At 62.9% G+C, this 15,408-nt stretch carries 12 protein-coding genes; 6 read left to right on the top strand and 6 right to left on the bottom strand.

Annotated elements, in window-relative coordinates; all coding sequences use genetic code 11:
• Positions 1-15: 15 nt before the first annotated feature.
• Complete coding sequence (locus BT179_RS18690) at positions 16-2,103, bottom strand: mechanosensitive ion channel family protein (protein WP_072395517.1); 2,088 nt, start codon at positions 2,101-2,103, stop codon at positions 16-18.
• A gap of 379 nt (positions 2,104-2,482) precedes the next feature.
• On the opposite strand from BT179_RS18690, the gene BT179_RS18685 reads away from it, so the two are divergent.
• From BT179_RS18685 to BT179_RS18670, 4 genes are read left to right on the top strand one after another with little or no spacing between them, the layout of a single operon-like run.
• Positions 2,483-3,409, top strand: a complete 927-nt coding sequence (locus BT179_RS18685; protein ID WP_072395515.1) for a DUF72 domain-containing protein — start codon at positions 2,483-2,485, stop codon at positions 3,407-3,409.
• Complete coding sequence (locus tag BT179_RS18680; RefSeq protein ID WP_231991113.1) at positions 3,406-4,227, top strand: endonuclease/exonuclease/phosphatase family protein; 822 nt, start codon at positions 3,406-3,408, stop codon at positions 4,225-4,227. The genes BT179_RS18685 and BT179_RS18680 overlap by 4 nt, the downstream gene beginning before the upstream one ends.
• Complete coding sequence (gene clsB / locus BT179_RS18675) at positions 4,224-5,522, top strand: cardiolipin synthase ClsB (protein ID WP_072431440.1); 1,299 nt, start codon at positions 4,224-4,226, stop codon at positions 5,520-5,522. The genes BT179_RS18680 and clsB overlap by 4 nt, the downstream gene beginning before the upstream one ends.
• A complete protein-coding gene (locus BT179_RS18670; protein WP_072431441.1) occupies positions 5,509-6,525 on the top strand; it encodes a lysylphosphatidylglycerol synthase domain-containing protein in 1,017 nt (338 codons plus the stop codon). The genes clsB and BT179_RS18670 overlap by 14 nt, the downstream gene beginning before the upstream one ends.
• A 132-nt stretch (positions 6,526-6,657) precedes the next feature.
• Here BT179_RS18670 and BT179_RS18665 read toward each other — a convergent pair whose 3' ends face one another.
• From BT179_RS18665 to BT179_RS18655, 3 genes are all read right to left on the bottom strand, one after another.
• On the bottom strand, positions 6,658-7,416 hold the full coding sequence (locus BT179_RS18665; protein ID WP_072395509.1) for an alpha/beta hydrolase family protein: 759 nt from the start codon (positions 7,414-7,416) through the stop codon (positions 6,658-6,660).
• Positions 7,406-8,515 carry a DUF3182 family protein gene (locus BT179_RS18660; protein ID WP_072431442.1) on the bottom strand — a complete coding sequence of 370 codons (1,110 nt, stop codon included), beginning with the start codon at positions 8,513-8,515 and terminating at the stop codon, positions 7,406-7,408. Before BT179_RS18660 ends, BT179_RS18665 begins: the two co-directional genes overlap by 11 nt.
• Before the next feature lie 183 nt (positions 8,516-8,698).
• The gene (locus BT179_RS18655; RefSeq protein WP_072431443.1) at positions 8,699-9,694 is read right to left on the bottom strand and encodes a GlxA family transcriptional regulator; all 996 of its coding nucleotides are present in this window, start codon (positions 9,692-9,694) and stop codon (positions 8,699-8,701) included.
• Positions 9,695-9,792: 98 nt separating this feature from the next.
• Between BT179_RS18655 and BT179_RS18650 the strand changes: the two genes are divergently transcribed.
• Positions 9,793-10,347, top strand: coding sequence for a cysteine hydrolase family protein (locus BT179_RS18650; RefSeq protein ID WP_072431444.1), 555 nt, complete (start codon positions 9,793-9,795; stop codon positions 10,345-10,347).
• Between the two features lie 79 nt (positions 10,348-10,426).
• Here BT179_RS18650 and BT179_RS18645 read toward each other — a convergent pair whose 3' ends face one another.
• Positions 10,427-10,939 carry a single-stranded DNA-binding protein gene (locus BT179_RS18645; protein WP_072431445.1) on the bottom strand — a complete coding sequence of 171 codons (513 nt, stop codon included), beginning with the start codon at positions 10,937-10,939 and terminating at the stop codon, positions 10,427-10,429.
• Between the two features lie 9 nt (positions 10,940-10,948).
• Complete coding sequence (locus BT179_RS18640; protein WP_072431446.1) at positions 10,949-12,346, bottom strand: MFS transporter; 1,398 nt, start codon at positions 12,344-12,346, stop codon at positions 10,949-10,951.
• 178 nt (positions 12,347-12,524) lie between these two features.
• On the opposite strand from BT179_RS18640, the gene uvrA reads away from it, so the two are divergent.
• Positions 12,525-15,359: an excinuclease ABC subunit UvrA gene (uvrA, locus tag BT179_RS18635; protein ID WP_072395497.1), complete on the top strand. Its 2,835-nt coding sequence runs from the start codon at positions 12,525-12,527 to the stop codon at positions 15,357-15,359.
• The last annotated feature ends 49 nt before the right edge of the window (positions 15,360-15,408 follow it).

The raw sequence follows: 15,408 nt of genomic DNA, 5'->3' as shown, positions 1-15,408 counted from the left end.
CCCGAACCTCACCCACTACCGAGATTGATCAGGCACCTGCTCCCCCTCTTTCGGCTCTTCCACGAATCGCTTGGGCATCATCACCTGCTGTGGATAAGTCTGCGCAAAGTGCACCGCCGGGTGGTTATCCACAAGCTTCTTCAATTGATGGTTGAACGCGCGGCTCACCGCGTACTGCCCGCCGGAGACCGTGCGGAACTGCGCCGTGAGCACCACGCCGTTGAGGTCCATCTTGTCCACGCCGAACACATCCAGCGGCCCTTGCAGGTTGAACTTGAGAAACGGATCTTCAGCGATCGAACGCCCGGCCTCGCGAATCAGCTCGATGGCCTGGTCGACATCGGTGTCGTAGGTGAACTGCACCGAGAAAAATGCAAAGGCGAATTGCCGGGACTGGTTGGTCACCGCCTTGATCTGGCCGAACGGTACCGAGTGCACGAACCCCTTGCCGTCGCGCAGGCGCAGGGTGCGGATGGTCAGGCCTTCGACGGTGCCGGCGTGGCCGGAGCTGAGCACCACCCAGTCGCCGATGGACAGCGTGTCTTCAATGATGATGAACAGCCCGGTGATCACATCCTGCACCAATTGCTGCGAACCGAAACCGATCGCCAACCCCACCACCCCGGCACCGGCCAGCAACGGGGCGACGTTGATACCCAGGTTGGCCATGGTGGTGATTGCGCAAATCACCACCAGGATGATTTTCGCCGCGTTGCGCAACAGCGGCAGGATGGTCTTGACCCGCGTACTGGGCTGGCGCGCCCCACGTTTGTTGAGCGGTGGTTTCAGGGCTTCCTGGATGGCCGTATCGAGCACCACCCACATGAGCCAGGTCACCAGCAGGATCAACCCGATGCGACTCAAGGAATCGCTGATCGCCCGCCCCACGGCATTGCGCGAAGCGAATTCGAACAACGAAAGCCCCCAGATCCTGCCGAGGATCTCGATGAACGCCACCGCCATGACAATCCGCAGCAAGGCATGCAACAGGCTCAACAACCGGCCCTTGTAGGCACTGTTGCGCTGGATGGCTTCGGCCTTGGGAGACTTGAACACCTGTTGGAACACGGTGCTGAGAAATACCGTGGCGATCAGCAGGATAGTGGTGAACAACGCACAGCGCAGGGCCCTCTGGTTATCCTCGCCCACGCCGATCAGGCTCACCGCCGAGACCAGCACCATCAGCAATATCGGCCAGTTCCACAGCCCGGAAAAAACCCGCAGCGACTCCTGCAGGGCCGGCTGTTTCAAGCGTTGGGCCAGCGGGCGGTTGCGAATCAGATGCGCCACGGGCCGGCGCATGCGGATCACCAGCCAGCCAAACAGCACCGAGGCGAACAGCCCGGTGAACACCGCGACGCTGGCGGTGATGTTGCCCCCCAGTTGCCGGGCGATCTGCGGACTGGTCAGTGCATCGCTGAGGGCGGCGAGGAAACCGAACAGGAACAACGGACGGGGAATGAAATGGCGAATGATCGACACCGCCCGACGTTTGTGGCCGGCATTGAACATCACGATCACGCAGAGCAGCACCGAGGTGGAGAAGATCCCGCTGCTAGTGGCATAGGCAAAACACAGGGCCAGGGCACGCCCGACCGAAACTTGCAGGAAGTGGCTGACATACAGGGTCAGCGGCAGGCAGACCAGCGCCGGCACGGTGTAGGGCAGCAGGTAGCCGAGCAGGTCCCGTATCCGTTGCCGGCTGCGCAGCCAACGACGATGGCCCAGATGGCGCAGCAGCAGCCGGGCCCCGGCCCAGATCAGCGCAAAGGCACCCAGCCAGACGCCGGAAAGCAACAGGAAATCCCCCGCCACGCGCCAGGAGGACCGGGCGGTCTGGTCCACCAGCCTGTCCACTTCGTCCGCCGCCCGGTCCGCCCGCAGGCGCCAGGCATCGATCAGGCTCTGGTTGAGGTCGAGCTTGTCCTGGACATCGTCGATGCTCGAACTGATGGCGCCCAGTAAACCGCCCTGCACCAGTGGCTCGGGTTCGGCGGGGGCCTCACTGGGCGCCGGTGCGGCAGGCGCGGCGGCCGCAGCGTGGGCGATACCGCCCGTCAGCAGCGACAGGACCAGCAGCAAGGCAGTGCTCAATCGAGACAAAACGCGAGGCTCCTTCACACGGGATTGGTAAGGAACTGATTCAAAACGAGCCGGCAAGTTCGCTTTGCCGGGTGAATCGGGAAAACCTCCGGGACTTCAGCCAAGACCAGATCCTTTGGCGAGGGGATTTATCCCCGCTGCGCAGCAGCCCTATAAGGCGGCACCTCGGTGCATCAGCTCAACCGCGTGTTTTTGTCTGGGACTGCCTCGCGGCCCAGCGGGGATAAATCCCCTCGCCACAATGCTCACTGCCATCAATACCTTTCTCCACAGGACCTCATGGGCCTCACCGCCGGGCATCCCGTCGAAACTTTCTTCACCGCGCGAAGGTCATCACAAGACACAGGCAGTACGAGGTCATCTGGCGCGGGAGGGACACATGACGGCGATCCACATCGGTATTTCCGGTTGGCGATACACGCCTTGGCGGGGGGACTTCTACCCCAAGGGACTGACCCAAAAGCGTGAATTGCAGTTCGCCTCGCGAGCGGTCAACAGCATCGAGATCAACGGATCGTTCTATGCCCTGCAACGCCCTGAACGGTATGCCCAGTGGTACGCCGAAACACCGCCGGGCTTCGTGTTCAGCGTCAAGGCGCCGCGCTTCATCACGCACATCAAGCGTCTGCGGGACATCCGCAAGCCCCTGGCCAATTTCTTCGCCTCCGGGGTGCTGGAGCTCAAGGAAAAGCTGGGGGCGATCCTCTGGCAATTCCCCCCCAGCTTCAAATTCGACCCTGAGCTGTTCGAAGACTTTCTCAAACAACTGCCCCACGACACCGAAGCGGCCGCGGCCCTGGCCCGGGAGCACGAACCGCGCATGGAAGGCCACGCCAGTACCGAAACCGACAAGAAACGCCCGCTGCGCCATGCGGTCGAAATCCGCCATGAAAGTTTCATCGACCCGCGCTTCGTCGCGCTGCTCAAGCGCTACGACGTCGCCCTGGTGATCGCCGACACCGCTGGTAAATGGCCGTATCGCGAAGACGTCACCAGCGATTTCGTCTACCTGCGCCTGCACGGCGCAGAGGAACTGTATGCCAGCGGTTATACCGACGAAGCCTTGAAGCGCTGGGGTGACCGGATCGAAGCCTGGAGCCACGGCAAGCAACCGGAGGATGCCCAACTGATCGATCCGACAACCCGACCCAGGGCGCGCAAGCACCGGGAAGTGTTCTGCTATTTCGACAACGACATCAAGGTTCGCGCCCCTTACGACGCACGCCATCTGCTGGAGCGCTTCGATCTGGACAAGGACCTGGCCACAGCTCCCGGCCAGCGTCCCGCCGAGGGAGTGTTGCCATGAGCACGATCCCCTCCGAAACGGGCCTGGACCCAAGGGGTGACGCGATCCAGGGCCAGGCCCGGGATCTTGGCCGGATCCGCCGTTTCACGGTGCTGACGGTCAATACCCACAAGGGGTTCACCGCCCTGAACCGGCGCTTCATCCTGCCGGAGCTGCGCGAAGCGGTGCGCAGCGTGTCCGCCGATGTGGTGTTCCTGCAGGAAGTCCATGGCACACACGAGCATCATCCCCAGCGCTATAGCAACTGGCCGAGCATGCCGCAATACGAATTCCTGGCCGACAGCCTGTGGCCACAGTTCGCCTACGGGCGCAACGCGGTCTACCCGGCGGGGGACCACGGTAACGCGCTGCTGTCGAAATTCCAGATCATCCGTCACGACAACCTGGACGTCTCCATCAGCGGCCATGAAAACCGCGGCATGCTCCATAGCGTGCTGCGCCTGCCGGATGGCGATGCCCCGCAGGTGCATGCCATCTGCGTACACCTGGGATTGCGCGAGAACCATCGTGTCGAGCAATTGAAACTGCTCTGCCAACGGTTGAGCGAATTGCCGCCCGAAGCGCCGGTGATCGTGGCCGGGGATTTCAACGACTGGCGCGGCAAGGCCAACGAGCTGCTTGCGCCCTGCGGCCTGCGGGAAGTGTTCGCCGAGCAATGGGGCAAACCGGCCCGCAGCTTTCCGGCGCGCCTGCCCATCCTGCGCCTGGACCGCATCTACGTGCGCAACCTCAAGGCCCATCATCCCAAGGTCTTGAGCGTACGACCCTGGTCGCACCTTTCCGACCATGCCCCTTTGTCGGTGGAGATCGAGTTATGAGCGCGACGATGAACAAGGCGACGGTGGAACAGGTCGAGGTTCCACCCACCGAGCGCAATCCGGCGCTGGTGGACATCGAATACGGTTGGCATGGCAATAACCGCGTCACACTGCTGGAGAATGGCGAGCAATACTTTCCCAGGGTCTTCGAGGCCATACGCCGGGCCGAGCAGGAGATCCTCCTGGAAACCTTCATCCTGTTCGAGGACAAGGTCGGCTACGAACTGCGGGACCTGCTGGTGGACGCCGCCCAACGGGGCGTGCGCATCACCGTCAGTCTCGACGGCTTCGGCTGCGGCGAACTGACGCCGCAGTTCCTGACATCGCTGAGCGACGCGGGGGTGCGCCTGCAGATGTTCGACCCGGCACCCCGGCACCTGGGCATCCGCACCAACTGGTTCCGGCGGTTGCACCGCAAGATCGTGGTGGTGGACGGGGTGATCGCGTTCATTGGCGGGATCAATTTTTCCGCCGACCACCTGGGCGACTTCGGCCCCGAGGCCAAGCAGGACTATTCCGTGGAAGTCAAAGGGCCGGCAGTGGTGGATATCCATCATTTCGCCCTGTTGCAAAGCGGCCGGCCGGCCCGGGCCAAATACTGGTGGCAGCGACGCCGCAGCCGCCGCAGCGAACTGGCGTTCAACGAACATGATGGCCAGGTGCGCCTGGTCTATCGCGACAACCACGAGCACCAGACCGATATCGAAGAGGTCTATCTGCAAGTGCTGCGTAGCGCCAAGCGCAGGGTGGTGATCGCCAATGCCTATTTCTTCCCCGGCTACCGGTTGCTGCGCGAAATCCGCAATGCGGCGCGGCGTGGCGTGGAGGTGCGGCTGATCCTGCAGGGCCAGCCGGACATGATGATCGCCAAGCTCGCGGCGCGGATGCTCTACGACTATCTGCTCAAGGCCGGAGTGGTGATCTACGAATACTGCGAGCGCCCCCTGCACGGCAAGGTGGCCCTGGTGGACGAGGATTGGAGCACGGTCGGGTCCAGCAACCTCGACCCCCTGAGCCTGTCGCTGAACCTGGAAGCCAATGTGCTGATCCGCGACCGGGCCTTCAACCGCGAACTGTTCCAGCGGCTCGAACACCTGAGCCACAACCATTGCACCGTCATGCGCCCCAACCATGCCCCACGCGGGCTGCTGTGGCGCATGACCATCGGTTTCATGGTGTTCCACTTCCTGCGGCATTTTCCGGCCTGGGCCGGATGGCTACCGGCCCATAAACCGCGTCTGAAACCTTTTTCGCCGCCAACGGCGGTTCGGAGCGAACCCCATGAACCACTCTGAAGCGCATTCCGTGCCGAGGGACGCCCACGGGCCGGACCAGGCCAACACCGCATCCAGGCCCGCATCGCGCTGGAGCCGCTGGAAAAGACCGCTGACCCTGGCGTTCTTCCTGCTGCTGATCGTACTGTTCACAGCCCTGGCGAGGCGTATCGACTGGGCGGAGGTCCTGGCCACCCTGGCCGATTTCAAGATTCGCACATTGCTCATCGCCGCAGCCCTGACCATTACCAGCTTCATTACCTATGCCTGCTTCGACCTGATCGGACGGACCTACATCCGGCAGAAACTGGGGTGGCGGCAGATCCTGCCGGTGGGGGTGATCAGCTACGCCTTCAACCTCAACCTCAGCGCCTGGGTCGGCGGCATCGCCATGCGCTACCGGCTCTATTCGCGGCTGGGGGTCAGCACCGGCAACATCGCCAAGATCCTAGGCCTGAGCCTGGCCACCAACTGGTTCGGCTACATGACCCTGGCCGGCGTGGTGTTCAGCAGCGGGCTGGTCACCCTGCCACCGGGCTGGAAACTCAGCAGCAATGCCTTGCAGGGTGTCGGTGTGCTGCTGCTGTTGGTGAGTGCCGGTTATCTGCTGGCCTGCCGGTTCTCCAAACGTCGGGCCTGGACGATCCGGGGCATGGAAATCAATCTGCCGTCCCTGCGCATGGCGGTGCTGCAGTTGGCGCTCGGCGCGTTGAACTGGTCGCTGATGGCGGCGGTGATCTTTACCTTGCTGCCGAGCAAACTGGACTATCCGCTGGTGCTGGGCGTATTGCTCATCAGCAGCATCGCCGGGGTGATTACGCACATTCCTGCGGGGCTCGGCGTGTTGGAAGCGGTGTTCATCGCGCTGCTGCAACACGAAGTCTCTCGGGGCAGTTTGCTGGCGGGGTTGATCGCCTATCGGGCGATCTATTTCATCCTGCCGTTGCTGATCACGGTGGTGATGTATCTGGTGATCGAGGCGAAGGCCAAGGCGTTGCGGGTCAAGCCTGGGGTCAAGCGCTGAGGTGCCACGCCCGGCCCCATCGCGAGCAAGCTCGCTCCCACAGGAGATGGCATTGGACATGGGGTTGGCGCCCGTCGCAGTCCGGTGTGGGAGCGAGCCTGCTCGCGATAAGCCCCGCACACACCCACATGATCAGCGCTCCTGGATGATGCTCAACCGCTCTCCCACCACCATTTCCGTGATCCAGTCCACCAGGATCGAGGTGTAAGCCTGCTGTGACACGGGATCGCTCAGGGCATGGTCGGCTCCGTCGATGATCCGGTGCGTCAGCGAGTGGGTCTGCTGGCACGCGGCGCGGTAGCTCATGATGGTGGCGTGGGGTACATGATCGTCGGTCTCCGACTCCACCAACAGCACGTCCCCCGTGAACTGCGAACACGCGTGCAAGGCACGATTGGTATGGGCGTGGACCAGGGTGCTGCGATAATCCAGCAGGTCAGTCTTGTCCAGGTCGCGCTTGGGCGTATGCCATTGCTCGTCGCGGTACAGGGCCGGCACCCGCAGGGCCAGCCAGCGTACCGGTCGCAGCGAGGTCAGGATGGCTGCCAGGTAACCGCCGTAGCTGGTGCCCACCACGGCAATCGCCGAGGTGTCCAGGGCCGGATGGGCGAGCAACCGGTCATAGGCCGCCAGCAAATCCCGCAGATTGTCTTCCCGGGTGACCCGGGACAACGGAATGCCCGCCCCGCCAGTGTGGCCGCGCAAGTCGAAGGTCAGGCACACGCAGCCCAGGCCGGCGATGCCTTTGGCCCGTTCCAGATCACGCTCCTGGCTGCCACCCCAACCGTGTACGAACAACACGCCGGGCACTTTCGATTTGGGACTGAGGAACGTCCCGTTCATGTGCTCATCATCGATCTCGATCTGAATGGTTTCGCTTCTAGCCGTCATGGGATTGAACCGTTACGTATTTGAGTAGGAAATCACCATTTTCCGCCGCGCCGCGATACACCTCCCGGGCACCGGCGGGTAGCGGTTGGTCGGTATAGGTTTCCACCGAGGACACGCGCACCACACTGGTGGAGGGGTCCTCGACGAATACCTGCAACGCCGCAAGCTCGGCACTGCTGGCCCCGCCCATGCGCCAGGATTGTTCCAGCACACCGCCACGGGGCTGGCCGCCGGCGTCGAGGCCCTGGGCAATGTCGTAGTTGCGCCGCGACGCGAAGAAACCGGGATAGGCCTGGTTGGCGGCATCGTCGAACACCTGGGCCAGTCGCACCGCTTCGCGAACGTCGTCGGCCAGTTCAAGCCTGAGCAACTCGATGTAACCGCCCTGCACCACCAGCAGGTCCGAACCGCCGTAGACCTCCAGCCCCTCGCTGTCACGGGTGAGGTGTTGCACGCCGCAATAGCTGATGACCTTGCCGCCGATGCAGCTCTGGCCAACGCTCTGGGTCTTGACCTCCCGCAGGTTCTGCTCCAATACCACTCCGGCGCTGAACAACGCCTGGGCATCGGGCGCGGCGACGATTTCGTCGAACTGGGCGATGCTCTCGATCACGCGCTGGTCGCGCCCGGCACAGGCATGGATGGGCTTGAAGCGGATCGGCCCGGCGTACAGCAGATGTTCGGCTGCGGGGCGCGCGTCCTTGAGCGAAAAGACACTGACACCGTCGAGCACCACGCCGCGGCTCAATTTGGCGAACAACGGCGACCACCCCTCGGGCGCGACGGCGTACTTGTTCAACAGACCGTGGGTGATGGCCTTGGTGCAGATGAAATCATGCTCGACATAGCCGCCCCACAGATCGTCCGGCCCATGGACACCGAACTGCCGCGCGGCTTCGGCGCCGATCAGGGTTTGCGTAGGCAGCAGATACAAGTCGCGCCCCGCATGTTGCTCGCGGTCATAGCTGCCGCCGTATTCAAACCCGAGGATCTGCGCCAACCAATGGGCCAAGGCTCGATTGGTTTGCACCTCATGGACGGGCGCGTGTGGATTGATGGAATGCGCCACTACCGTTTTGTTGCGTTTGACTGACGTCATGCGTTGCCCTTACCTCGATGGCTTCAAGTAAAGGGGTGCAGAGATCAGGCCAAGGCTCGGCGGGGGACGAACGGTCAGGAAAATGGGCGTCCCGTCGGAGGATTAATAGCATCTGGCCTGTTTCATTCTGCACGACCAGCGCAAAGCATCCCGCAATTTGCACGACTGGGGATAAAGGCGTCGCTATCCCTTTGAACCGCTCGGCGGGCTCACACCGAATCTCGTCCGGTAGTCGCTCGGCGCCAGCCCGGTGATTTTCCTGAAGATCGCCCGGAAGGCGCTTGCATCCTGATAGCCCACGGTCCAGGCGATGTGGTCGATGGTGCCGTTGGTGAATTCCAGCATTTCCCGTGCCTTGCCAACCCGCAGATGCTGGCAGTATTCGGTAGGCTTGAGGCCGGTGGCGGCGCGGAACCTTCGCAGGAAGGTGCGTTCTTCCAGCCCTGCCCGTTCGGCCATCGCGCCCAGAGACACATCCACCGCTCCGCTGCCTTGCAGCCAGTGCTGGACCTTGAGAATCGCCGCATCCCCATGCCCGAGGATCGGCGCGAAGTTGCTGCCGCACTGGCTGGCGCTGTCGCTATGCTCGATCACCAGAAATTGCGCTGTGCGTGTGGCGATGCTCGGCCCGAGCAGGCGGTCCACCAGGCGCAACCCCAGCTCCGACCAGGCCATCAGTCCGGCCGTGGTAATCAGGTCGCCATCGTCGACGATGGGCTTGTCCGCCTGGAGCCTGACCTTGGGGTAGCGGGCGGCGAAACTCTTGGCGGACGTCCAGTGAGTGGTGGCGCTACGCCCATCGAGCAAGCCGCTTTCGGCCAGCAGGATCGAACCGACGCAGACCCCGCCCAGTACCGTGCCGCCGGCATGCTGTATCCGCAGCCAGTTCATCAGTCCGTCGGCAGCCTGGCCTTCGCTGAAACCGTCGAGGGATGGCGGGATCAGCAGCGCGGCCAGTTGGCCCGCCGGCCCGGCTGCGCTGTCGAACACCCGTGACGGTGCCTCACCGTGCTCCGCCCGCCAATGGCTGACCCGCAAACGCGGCAACGGCGCGCTGGCATGCTCCAGCGCGATCCGGTCCGCCACGGCGAACAGGTCGGTCAAGCCATGCACCGCCGCCAACTGCGCGCCCGGATAGATCAACACCCCGAGCTCCGCGACCGCCCTTTGTTGCACCATTGTCAGTTTTCCCTCGCTTATTGTCGTTGCGGCCAATCCTCGACGCGGCGGCAAAAGCCGATGATGGCCTCACTTCCAACCTGATCGAGGAAAGCCCCATGTCCAAGCAAGCGCTCATCGTAGTCGATATCCAGAACGACTACTTCCCCCAGGGAAAATGGCCACTGGTCCGCGCCGAAGCCGCCGCCGACAACGCCGCCCGGATCATTGAAGCCTTTCGCCAGGCCGGTAACCAAGTGGTGCATATTCGCCACGAATTCACCTCCGAAGATGCTCCGTTCTTCACGCCAGGCTCCGAAGGCGCGAAGCTGCATTCCAAGGTGCTCAACCGCGCCGATGAGCCGGTGGTGCTCAAGCATTATGTCAATTCGTTCCGTGAAACCGAGCTGCAGGCCCTCCTCGACCAGCACGGTGTCGAAAAATTGGTCATCGTCGGCAGCATGAGCCATATGTGCGTCGACGGTGTCACCCGTGCGGCGGCGGATCTGGGTTATGACGTCACGGTGATCCACGACGCTTGCGCCACCCTGGACCTGGAATTCAACGGCGTCGTCGTCCCCGCCGCCCAAGTGCATGCGGCCTTCATGGCGGCGCTGGAGTTTGCGTACGCGAGCGTGGTGAGTACGGAGGAATTTCTAGGTGGCAGAGCCTGAGCACCAAGGGCCAGGCGTAAAAAAACCGCGTTTCGAAAACGAAGCGCGGTTTTTTGTGCGATGCGGTATTCAGCGACTCTTAGAACGGAATATCGTCATCGAAGCTGTCGAAATCCGGCGCCGGCTGCGGTGCGGTCTGTTGCGGGGCCGGACGCTCGCGCTGTGGCTGAGGCGCCGACTGCGGACGTGGAGCCTGCTGACGAGGCGCGGACTGCTGGTAGTTGTTGCCAGCCTGTTGATCGCCCTGCGGACGGCCGCCCAGCAATTGCATGGTGCCCTGCATGTCGACGATGATTTCAGTGGTGTAGCGCTTGATGCCGTCTTTTTCCCACTCGCGGGTCTGCAGCTTGCCTTCGATGTACACCTGCGAACCCTTGCGCAGGTATTCGCCGGCGATCTCCGCCACCTTGCCGAACATCGACACGCGGTGCCATTCGGTCTTTTCGACCTTCTGGCCGGTCTGCTTGTCGGTCCACTGTTCGCTGGTCGCCAGACTCAGGTTGGTCACGGCGTTGCCGTTAGGCAGGTAGCGAACCTCGGGATCCTGGCCGCAAGTACCGACCAATATGACTTTGTTAACCCCACGGGCCATAACGTTCTCCTAGGCTTCGCACGCGGTCGGTGCCGGGTTGTTCACCAGGCGCTCGAGCGTCGCACGATCCAATAATTCGGTGTCCAGTTTGATATAAACGGCCGCTTCGTCGGCGACCACCACTGCATCGGTTACTCCAACGACGGCCCTGAGGCGCTCGGCCAGGCCTGCTTCGCGGATGGCTTCGGGCGACAACGGCAAGCGCAGGCTCGTCACATACGGAGGTTCGCGCATGGTAACAGCAAAGACCAGCCAAAGTGCAGCCAGCGCCGCGCATCCCAGGAATACAACCGACAAACCGCCATGCTGGAACAACCAGCCGCCCAGGATCCCGCCCAACGCCGAACCCAGGAACTGGCTGGTGGAATAGACCCCCATCGCCGTGCCCTTGCCGCCCGCCGGTGAAACCTTGCTGATCAGCGACGGCAGGGAGGCCTCCAGCAGATTGAACGCGGTGAAAAATACCACCGTGCCGATCACCAGGGCCCGCAGGCTGTCGCCGAACTGCCAGAAGAATAGCTCAGTGAGCATCAGCGTCACGACGGCGCCGAGCAAAACTCGTTTCATTTTGCGTCGCTTCTCGCCATAGATGATGAAGGGAATCATGGCAAAGAAAGAAATCAGCAGCGCGGTGAGGTAAACCCACCAGTGTTGCTCCTTGGGCAGGCCGGCCTTCTCGACCAGCGCCAGCGGCAAGGCCACGAAGCTGGACATCAGCATGGCATGCAGCACGAAGATGCCCAGGTCCAGGCGCAACAGGTCCGGGTGCTTGAGCGTGGGTATCAGCGCCTGGCGGGCCACGCCGGACTCGCGATGCTGCAGCGGCCCGGTGGATTGCGGTACCACGAAGGCCACGATCAGGATGCCCAGCAGGGCCATGGCACCGGTCGCCAGGAACAGCCCCGACAGGCCGAAAGCCCGGGTCAGCAAGGGACCGACCACCATGGCGACGGCGAACGACAGGCCGATCGTCATGCCGATCATGGCCATGGCCTTGGTCCGGTGCTGCTCGCGGGTCAGGTCTGACAGCAGTGCCATGACGGCGGCGGAAATCGCCCCGGCACCTTGCAGGATCCGCCCGGCGATCACGCCCCAGATCGAATCGGCGCTGGCCGCCAGGACGCTGCCCAGGGCAAAGACGATCAACCCCAGGTAAATGACCGGACGCCGGCCGATACGGTCGGAAATGACACCAAAGGGAATCTGGAAAATCGCCTGGGTCAGGCCATACGCGCCAATCGCCAGCCCGATGAGGGCCGGCGTCGCGCCCGCCAGGTCCATGCCATAGGTCGCCAGCACCGGCAACACCATGAACATGCCCAGCATACGGAAGGCGAACACCAGGGCCAGACCGCTTGCCGCTCGGGTCTCGCCGCTACTCATGCGTTCGCTGTGGGGATCGTGCATGGAAAAACCTCATCTGAACCGGCGGCGATTCTACCAGTCCCATCGATTGAGGGGGTATATCGCGACGGTTTGACGCGCAGTCTTCATGTATGGCCGCCGTCGCGATTCAATAGTGTGCATCCATCCAGTATTTGCCCTTATACTCCTACGTTTTCGACGCCCGCCGAGCGAGGCCATTTTGGACAAGATCCTGATTCGTGGGGCCCGTACCCACAACCTGAAGAATATCGACCTGACCCTGCCACGGGACAAGCTGATCGTCATCACCGGCCTGTCCGGATCCGGCAAATCATCCCTGGCTTTCGACACCCTGTACGCCGAAGGCCAGCGACGCTATGTCGAATCGCTGTCGGCCTACGCCCGGCAATTCCTGTCGATGATGGAAAAACCCGACGTCGACACCATCGAAGGCCTGTCGCCGGCGATTTCCATCGAACAGAAATCAACTTCCCATAACCCCCGATCGACGGTCGGCACCATCACCGAGATCTACGACTACCTGCGCCTGCTCTACGCGCGAGTCGGGATCCCCCGCTGCCCCGATCACGACATCCCCCTGGAAGCCCAGACCGTCAGCCAGATGGTCGACCTGGTACTGGCCCAGCCCGAAGGCAGCAAGCTGATGCTGCTGGCACCGGTCGTCCGCGAGCGCAAGGGCGAGCACCTGCTGGTCTTCGAAGAGCTGCGAGCCCAGGGCTTCGTGCGGGCCCGGGTGAACGGCAAGTTGTGCGAACTGGACGAACTGCCGAAGCTGGATAAACAGAAGAAGCATTCGATCGATGTGGTGGTGGACCGCTTCAAGGTCCGACCCGACCTGCAACAACGCCTGGCCGAGTCCTTCGAGACCGCCTTGAAGCTGGCCGACGGCATTGCCCTGGTCGCGCCGATGGACGACGAACCCGGTGAGGAAATCATTTTTTCCGCACGCTTCGCCTGCCCGGTCTGCGGCCATGCCATCAGCGAGCTGGAACCCAAGCTGTTCTCCTTCAACAACCCGGCGGGCGCCTGCCCGACGTGCGATGGCCTGGGGGTCAAGCAGTTCTTCGACACCAAGCGCCTGGTCAATGGCGAACTGACCCTGGCCGAAGGCGCGATTCGCGGCTGGGACAGGCGCAACGTCTATTACTTCCAGATGCTCGGGTCCCTGGCGGCCCACTACAAGTTCAGCCTGGACAAGCCGTTCAACGAACTGCCCGCCGACCGGCAGCAGTACATCCTGCACGGCAGCGGCTCGCAGAACGTCGACTTCAAGTACTTGAACGATCGCGGCGACATCGTCAAGCGCTCCCACCCGTTCGAAGGCATCGTGCCGAACCTCGAGCGGCGCTACCGTGAGACCGAATCGGCGAGCGTGCGCGAAGAGCTGGCCAAGTTTCTCAGCACCCAGCCCTGCCCCGACTGTCGTGGCACCCGTTTGCGGCGGGAGGCCCGGCATGTCTGGGTGGGCGAGAAGACCTTGCCGGCGGTGACCAACCTACCGATCGGCGATGCCACCGACTATTTCGGCGGCCTCAAGCTCACCGGGCGCCGCGGCGAAATCGCGGACAAGATTCTCAAGGAGATTCGTGAACGCTTGCAGTTCCTGGTGAATGTCGGCCTGGACTACCTGACCCTCGATCGCAGCGCGGACACCTTGTCCGGCGGCGAAGCCCAGCGCATCCGCCTGGCCAGCCAGATCGGCGCGGGCCTGGTGGGGGTGATGTACATCCTCGACGAACCTTCCATCGGCCTGCACCAACGGGACAACGATCGGCTGCTGGGGACCCTGAAGCATTTGCGGGACATCGGCAACACGGTGATCGTGGTGGAGCACGATGAAGACGCGATCCGCCTGGCGGACTACGTGGTGGATATCGGCCCCGGTGCGGGGGTACATGGCGGGCATATCGTGGCGCAGGGCACTGCCGCCGAGGTCATGGCCCATCCTGACTCCCTGACCGGCAAATACCTGTCCGGCCGTGTGAAGATAAAGGTCCCGGCCAAACGTACGCCGCGCAACAAGAAGCTGTCCCTGACCCTCAAGGGGGCCCGTGGCAACAACCTGCGCAACGTTGACCTGGAGATCCCGATCGGTCTGCTCACCTGTGTCACCGGCGTATCCGGCTCCGGCAAATCCACCCTGATCAACAACACCCTGTTCCCTCTCAGCGCCACGGCCCTGAACGGCGCAACCACCCTGGAAGCGGCGGCTCACGACAGCATCAAGGGCCTGGAGCACCTGGACAAGGTGGTCGACATCGACCAGAGCCCGATCGGCCGTACGCCGCGTTCGAACCCGGCGACCTACACCGGCTTGTTCACGCCGATTCGTGAGCTGTTCGCCGGCGTGCCCGAATCCCGTTCCCGGGGCTACGGCCCGGGCCGGTTCTCGTTCAACGTCAAGGGCGGGCGCTGCGAAGCGTGCCAGGGCGATGGCCTGATCAAGGTGGAGATGCACTTCCTTCCGGACATCTATGTGCCGTGCGACGTGTGCAAGAGCAAGCGCTACAACCGCGAAACCCTGGAGATCAAATACAAGGGCAAGAACATCCACGAAACCCTCGAGATGACCATCGAAGAGGCGCGGGAGTTCTTCGACGCGGTGCCGGCCCTGGCACGCAAGCTCCAGACGCTGATGGACGTGGGCCTGTCCTACATCAAGCTTGGGCAGTCGGCGACAACCTTGTCCGGGGGGGAGGCCCAACGGGTCAAGCTGTCCCGGGAACTGTCAAAGCGCGACACCGGCAAGACCCTGTACATCCTCGACGAACCGACCACGGGCTTGCACTTCGCCGATATCCAGCAATTGCTCGACGTGCTGCATCGTCTTCGCGACCACGGCAACACCGTGGTGGTGATCGAGCACAATCTGGACGTGATCAAGACCGCCGACTGGCTGGTGGACCTTGGGCCGGAAGGTGGCTCCAAGGGTGGCCAGATCATCGCGGTGGGGACGCCCGAGCAAGTGGCGCAGATGAAGCAATCCCATACCGGTCACTACCTCAAGCCTCTGCTGGAGCGGGACCGGGATTGAGACACCGGTCATGAAAAAGCCCCTGCCATCTCATCGATGCCAGGGGCTT

This window comes from Pseudomonas sp. NFACC43, assembly GCF_900119645.1.
In the GTDB taxonomy this organism is placed as follows: domain Bacteria; phylum Pseudomonadota; class Gammaproteobacteria; order Pseudomonadales; family Pseudomonadaceae; genus Aquipseudomonas.
The sequence above is the reverse complement of the archived record's forward strand: the minus strand, read 5'-3'. Positions and strand labels throughout refer to the sequence as shown.

Bases quoted from the DNA above. Each gene is read 5' to 3' on its own strand.
- BT179_RS18680 (WP_231991113.1), top strand. From the start codon at position 3,406: ATGAGCACGATCCCCTCCGAAACGGGCCTGGACCCAAGGGGTGACGCG.
- BT179_RS18650 (WP_072431444.1), top strand. From the start codon at position 9,793: ATGTCCAAGCAAGCGCTCATCGTAGTCGATATCCAGAACGACTACTTC.
- BT179_RS18655 (WP_072431443.1), bottom strand. From the start codon at position 9,694: ATGGTGCAACAAAGGGCGGTCGCGGAGCTCGGGGTGTTGATCTATCCG.
- BT179_RS18640 (WP_072431446.1), bottom strand. From the start codon at position 12,346: ATGCACGATCCCCACAGCGAACGCATGAGTAGCGGCGAGACCCGAGCG.
- BT179_RS18660 (WP_072431442.1), bottom strand. From the start codon at position 8,515: ATGACGTCAGTCAAACGCAACAAAACGGTAGTGGCGCATTCCATCAAT.
- BT179_RS18670 (WP_072431441.1), top strand. From the start codon at position 5,509: ATGAACCACTCTGAAGCGCATTCCGTGCCGAGGGACGCCCACGGGCCG.
- BT179_RS18685 (WP_072395515.1), top strand. From the start codon at position 2,483: ATGACGGCGATCCACATCGGTATTTCCGGTTGGCGATACACGCCTTGG.
- clsB (WP_072431440.1), top strand. From the start codon at position 4,224: ATGAGCGCGACGATGAACAAGGCGACGGTGGAACAGGTCGAGGTTCCA.
- BT179_RS18665 (WP_072395509.1), bottom strand. From the start codon at position 7,416: ATGACGGCTAGAAGCGAAACCATTCAGATCGAGATCGATGATGAGCAC.
- BT179_RS18645 (WP_072431445.1), bottom strand. From the start codon at position 10,939: ATGGCCCGTGGGGTTAACAAAGTCATATTGGTCGGTACTTGCGGCCAG.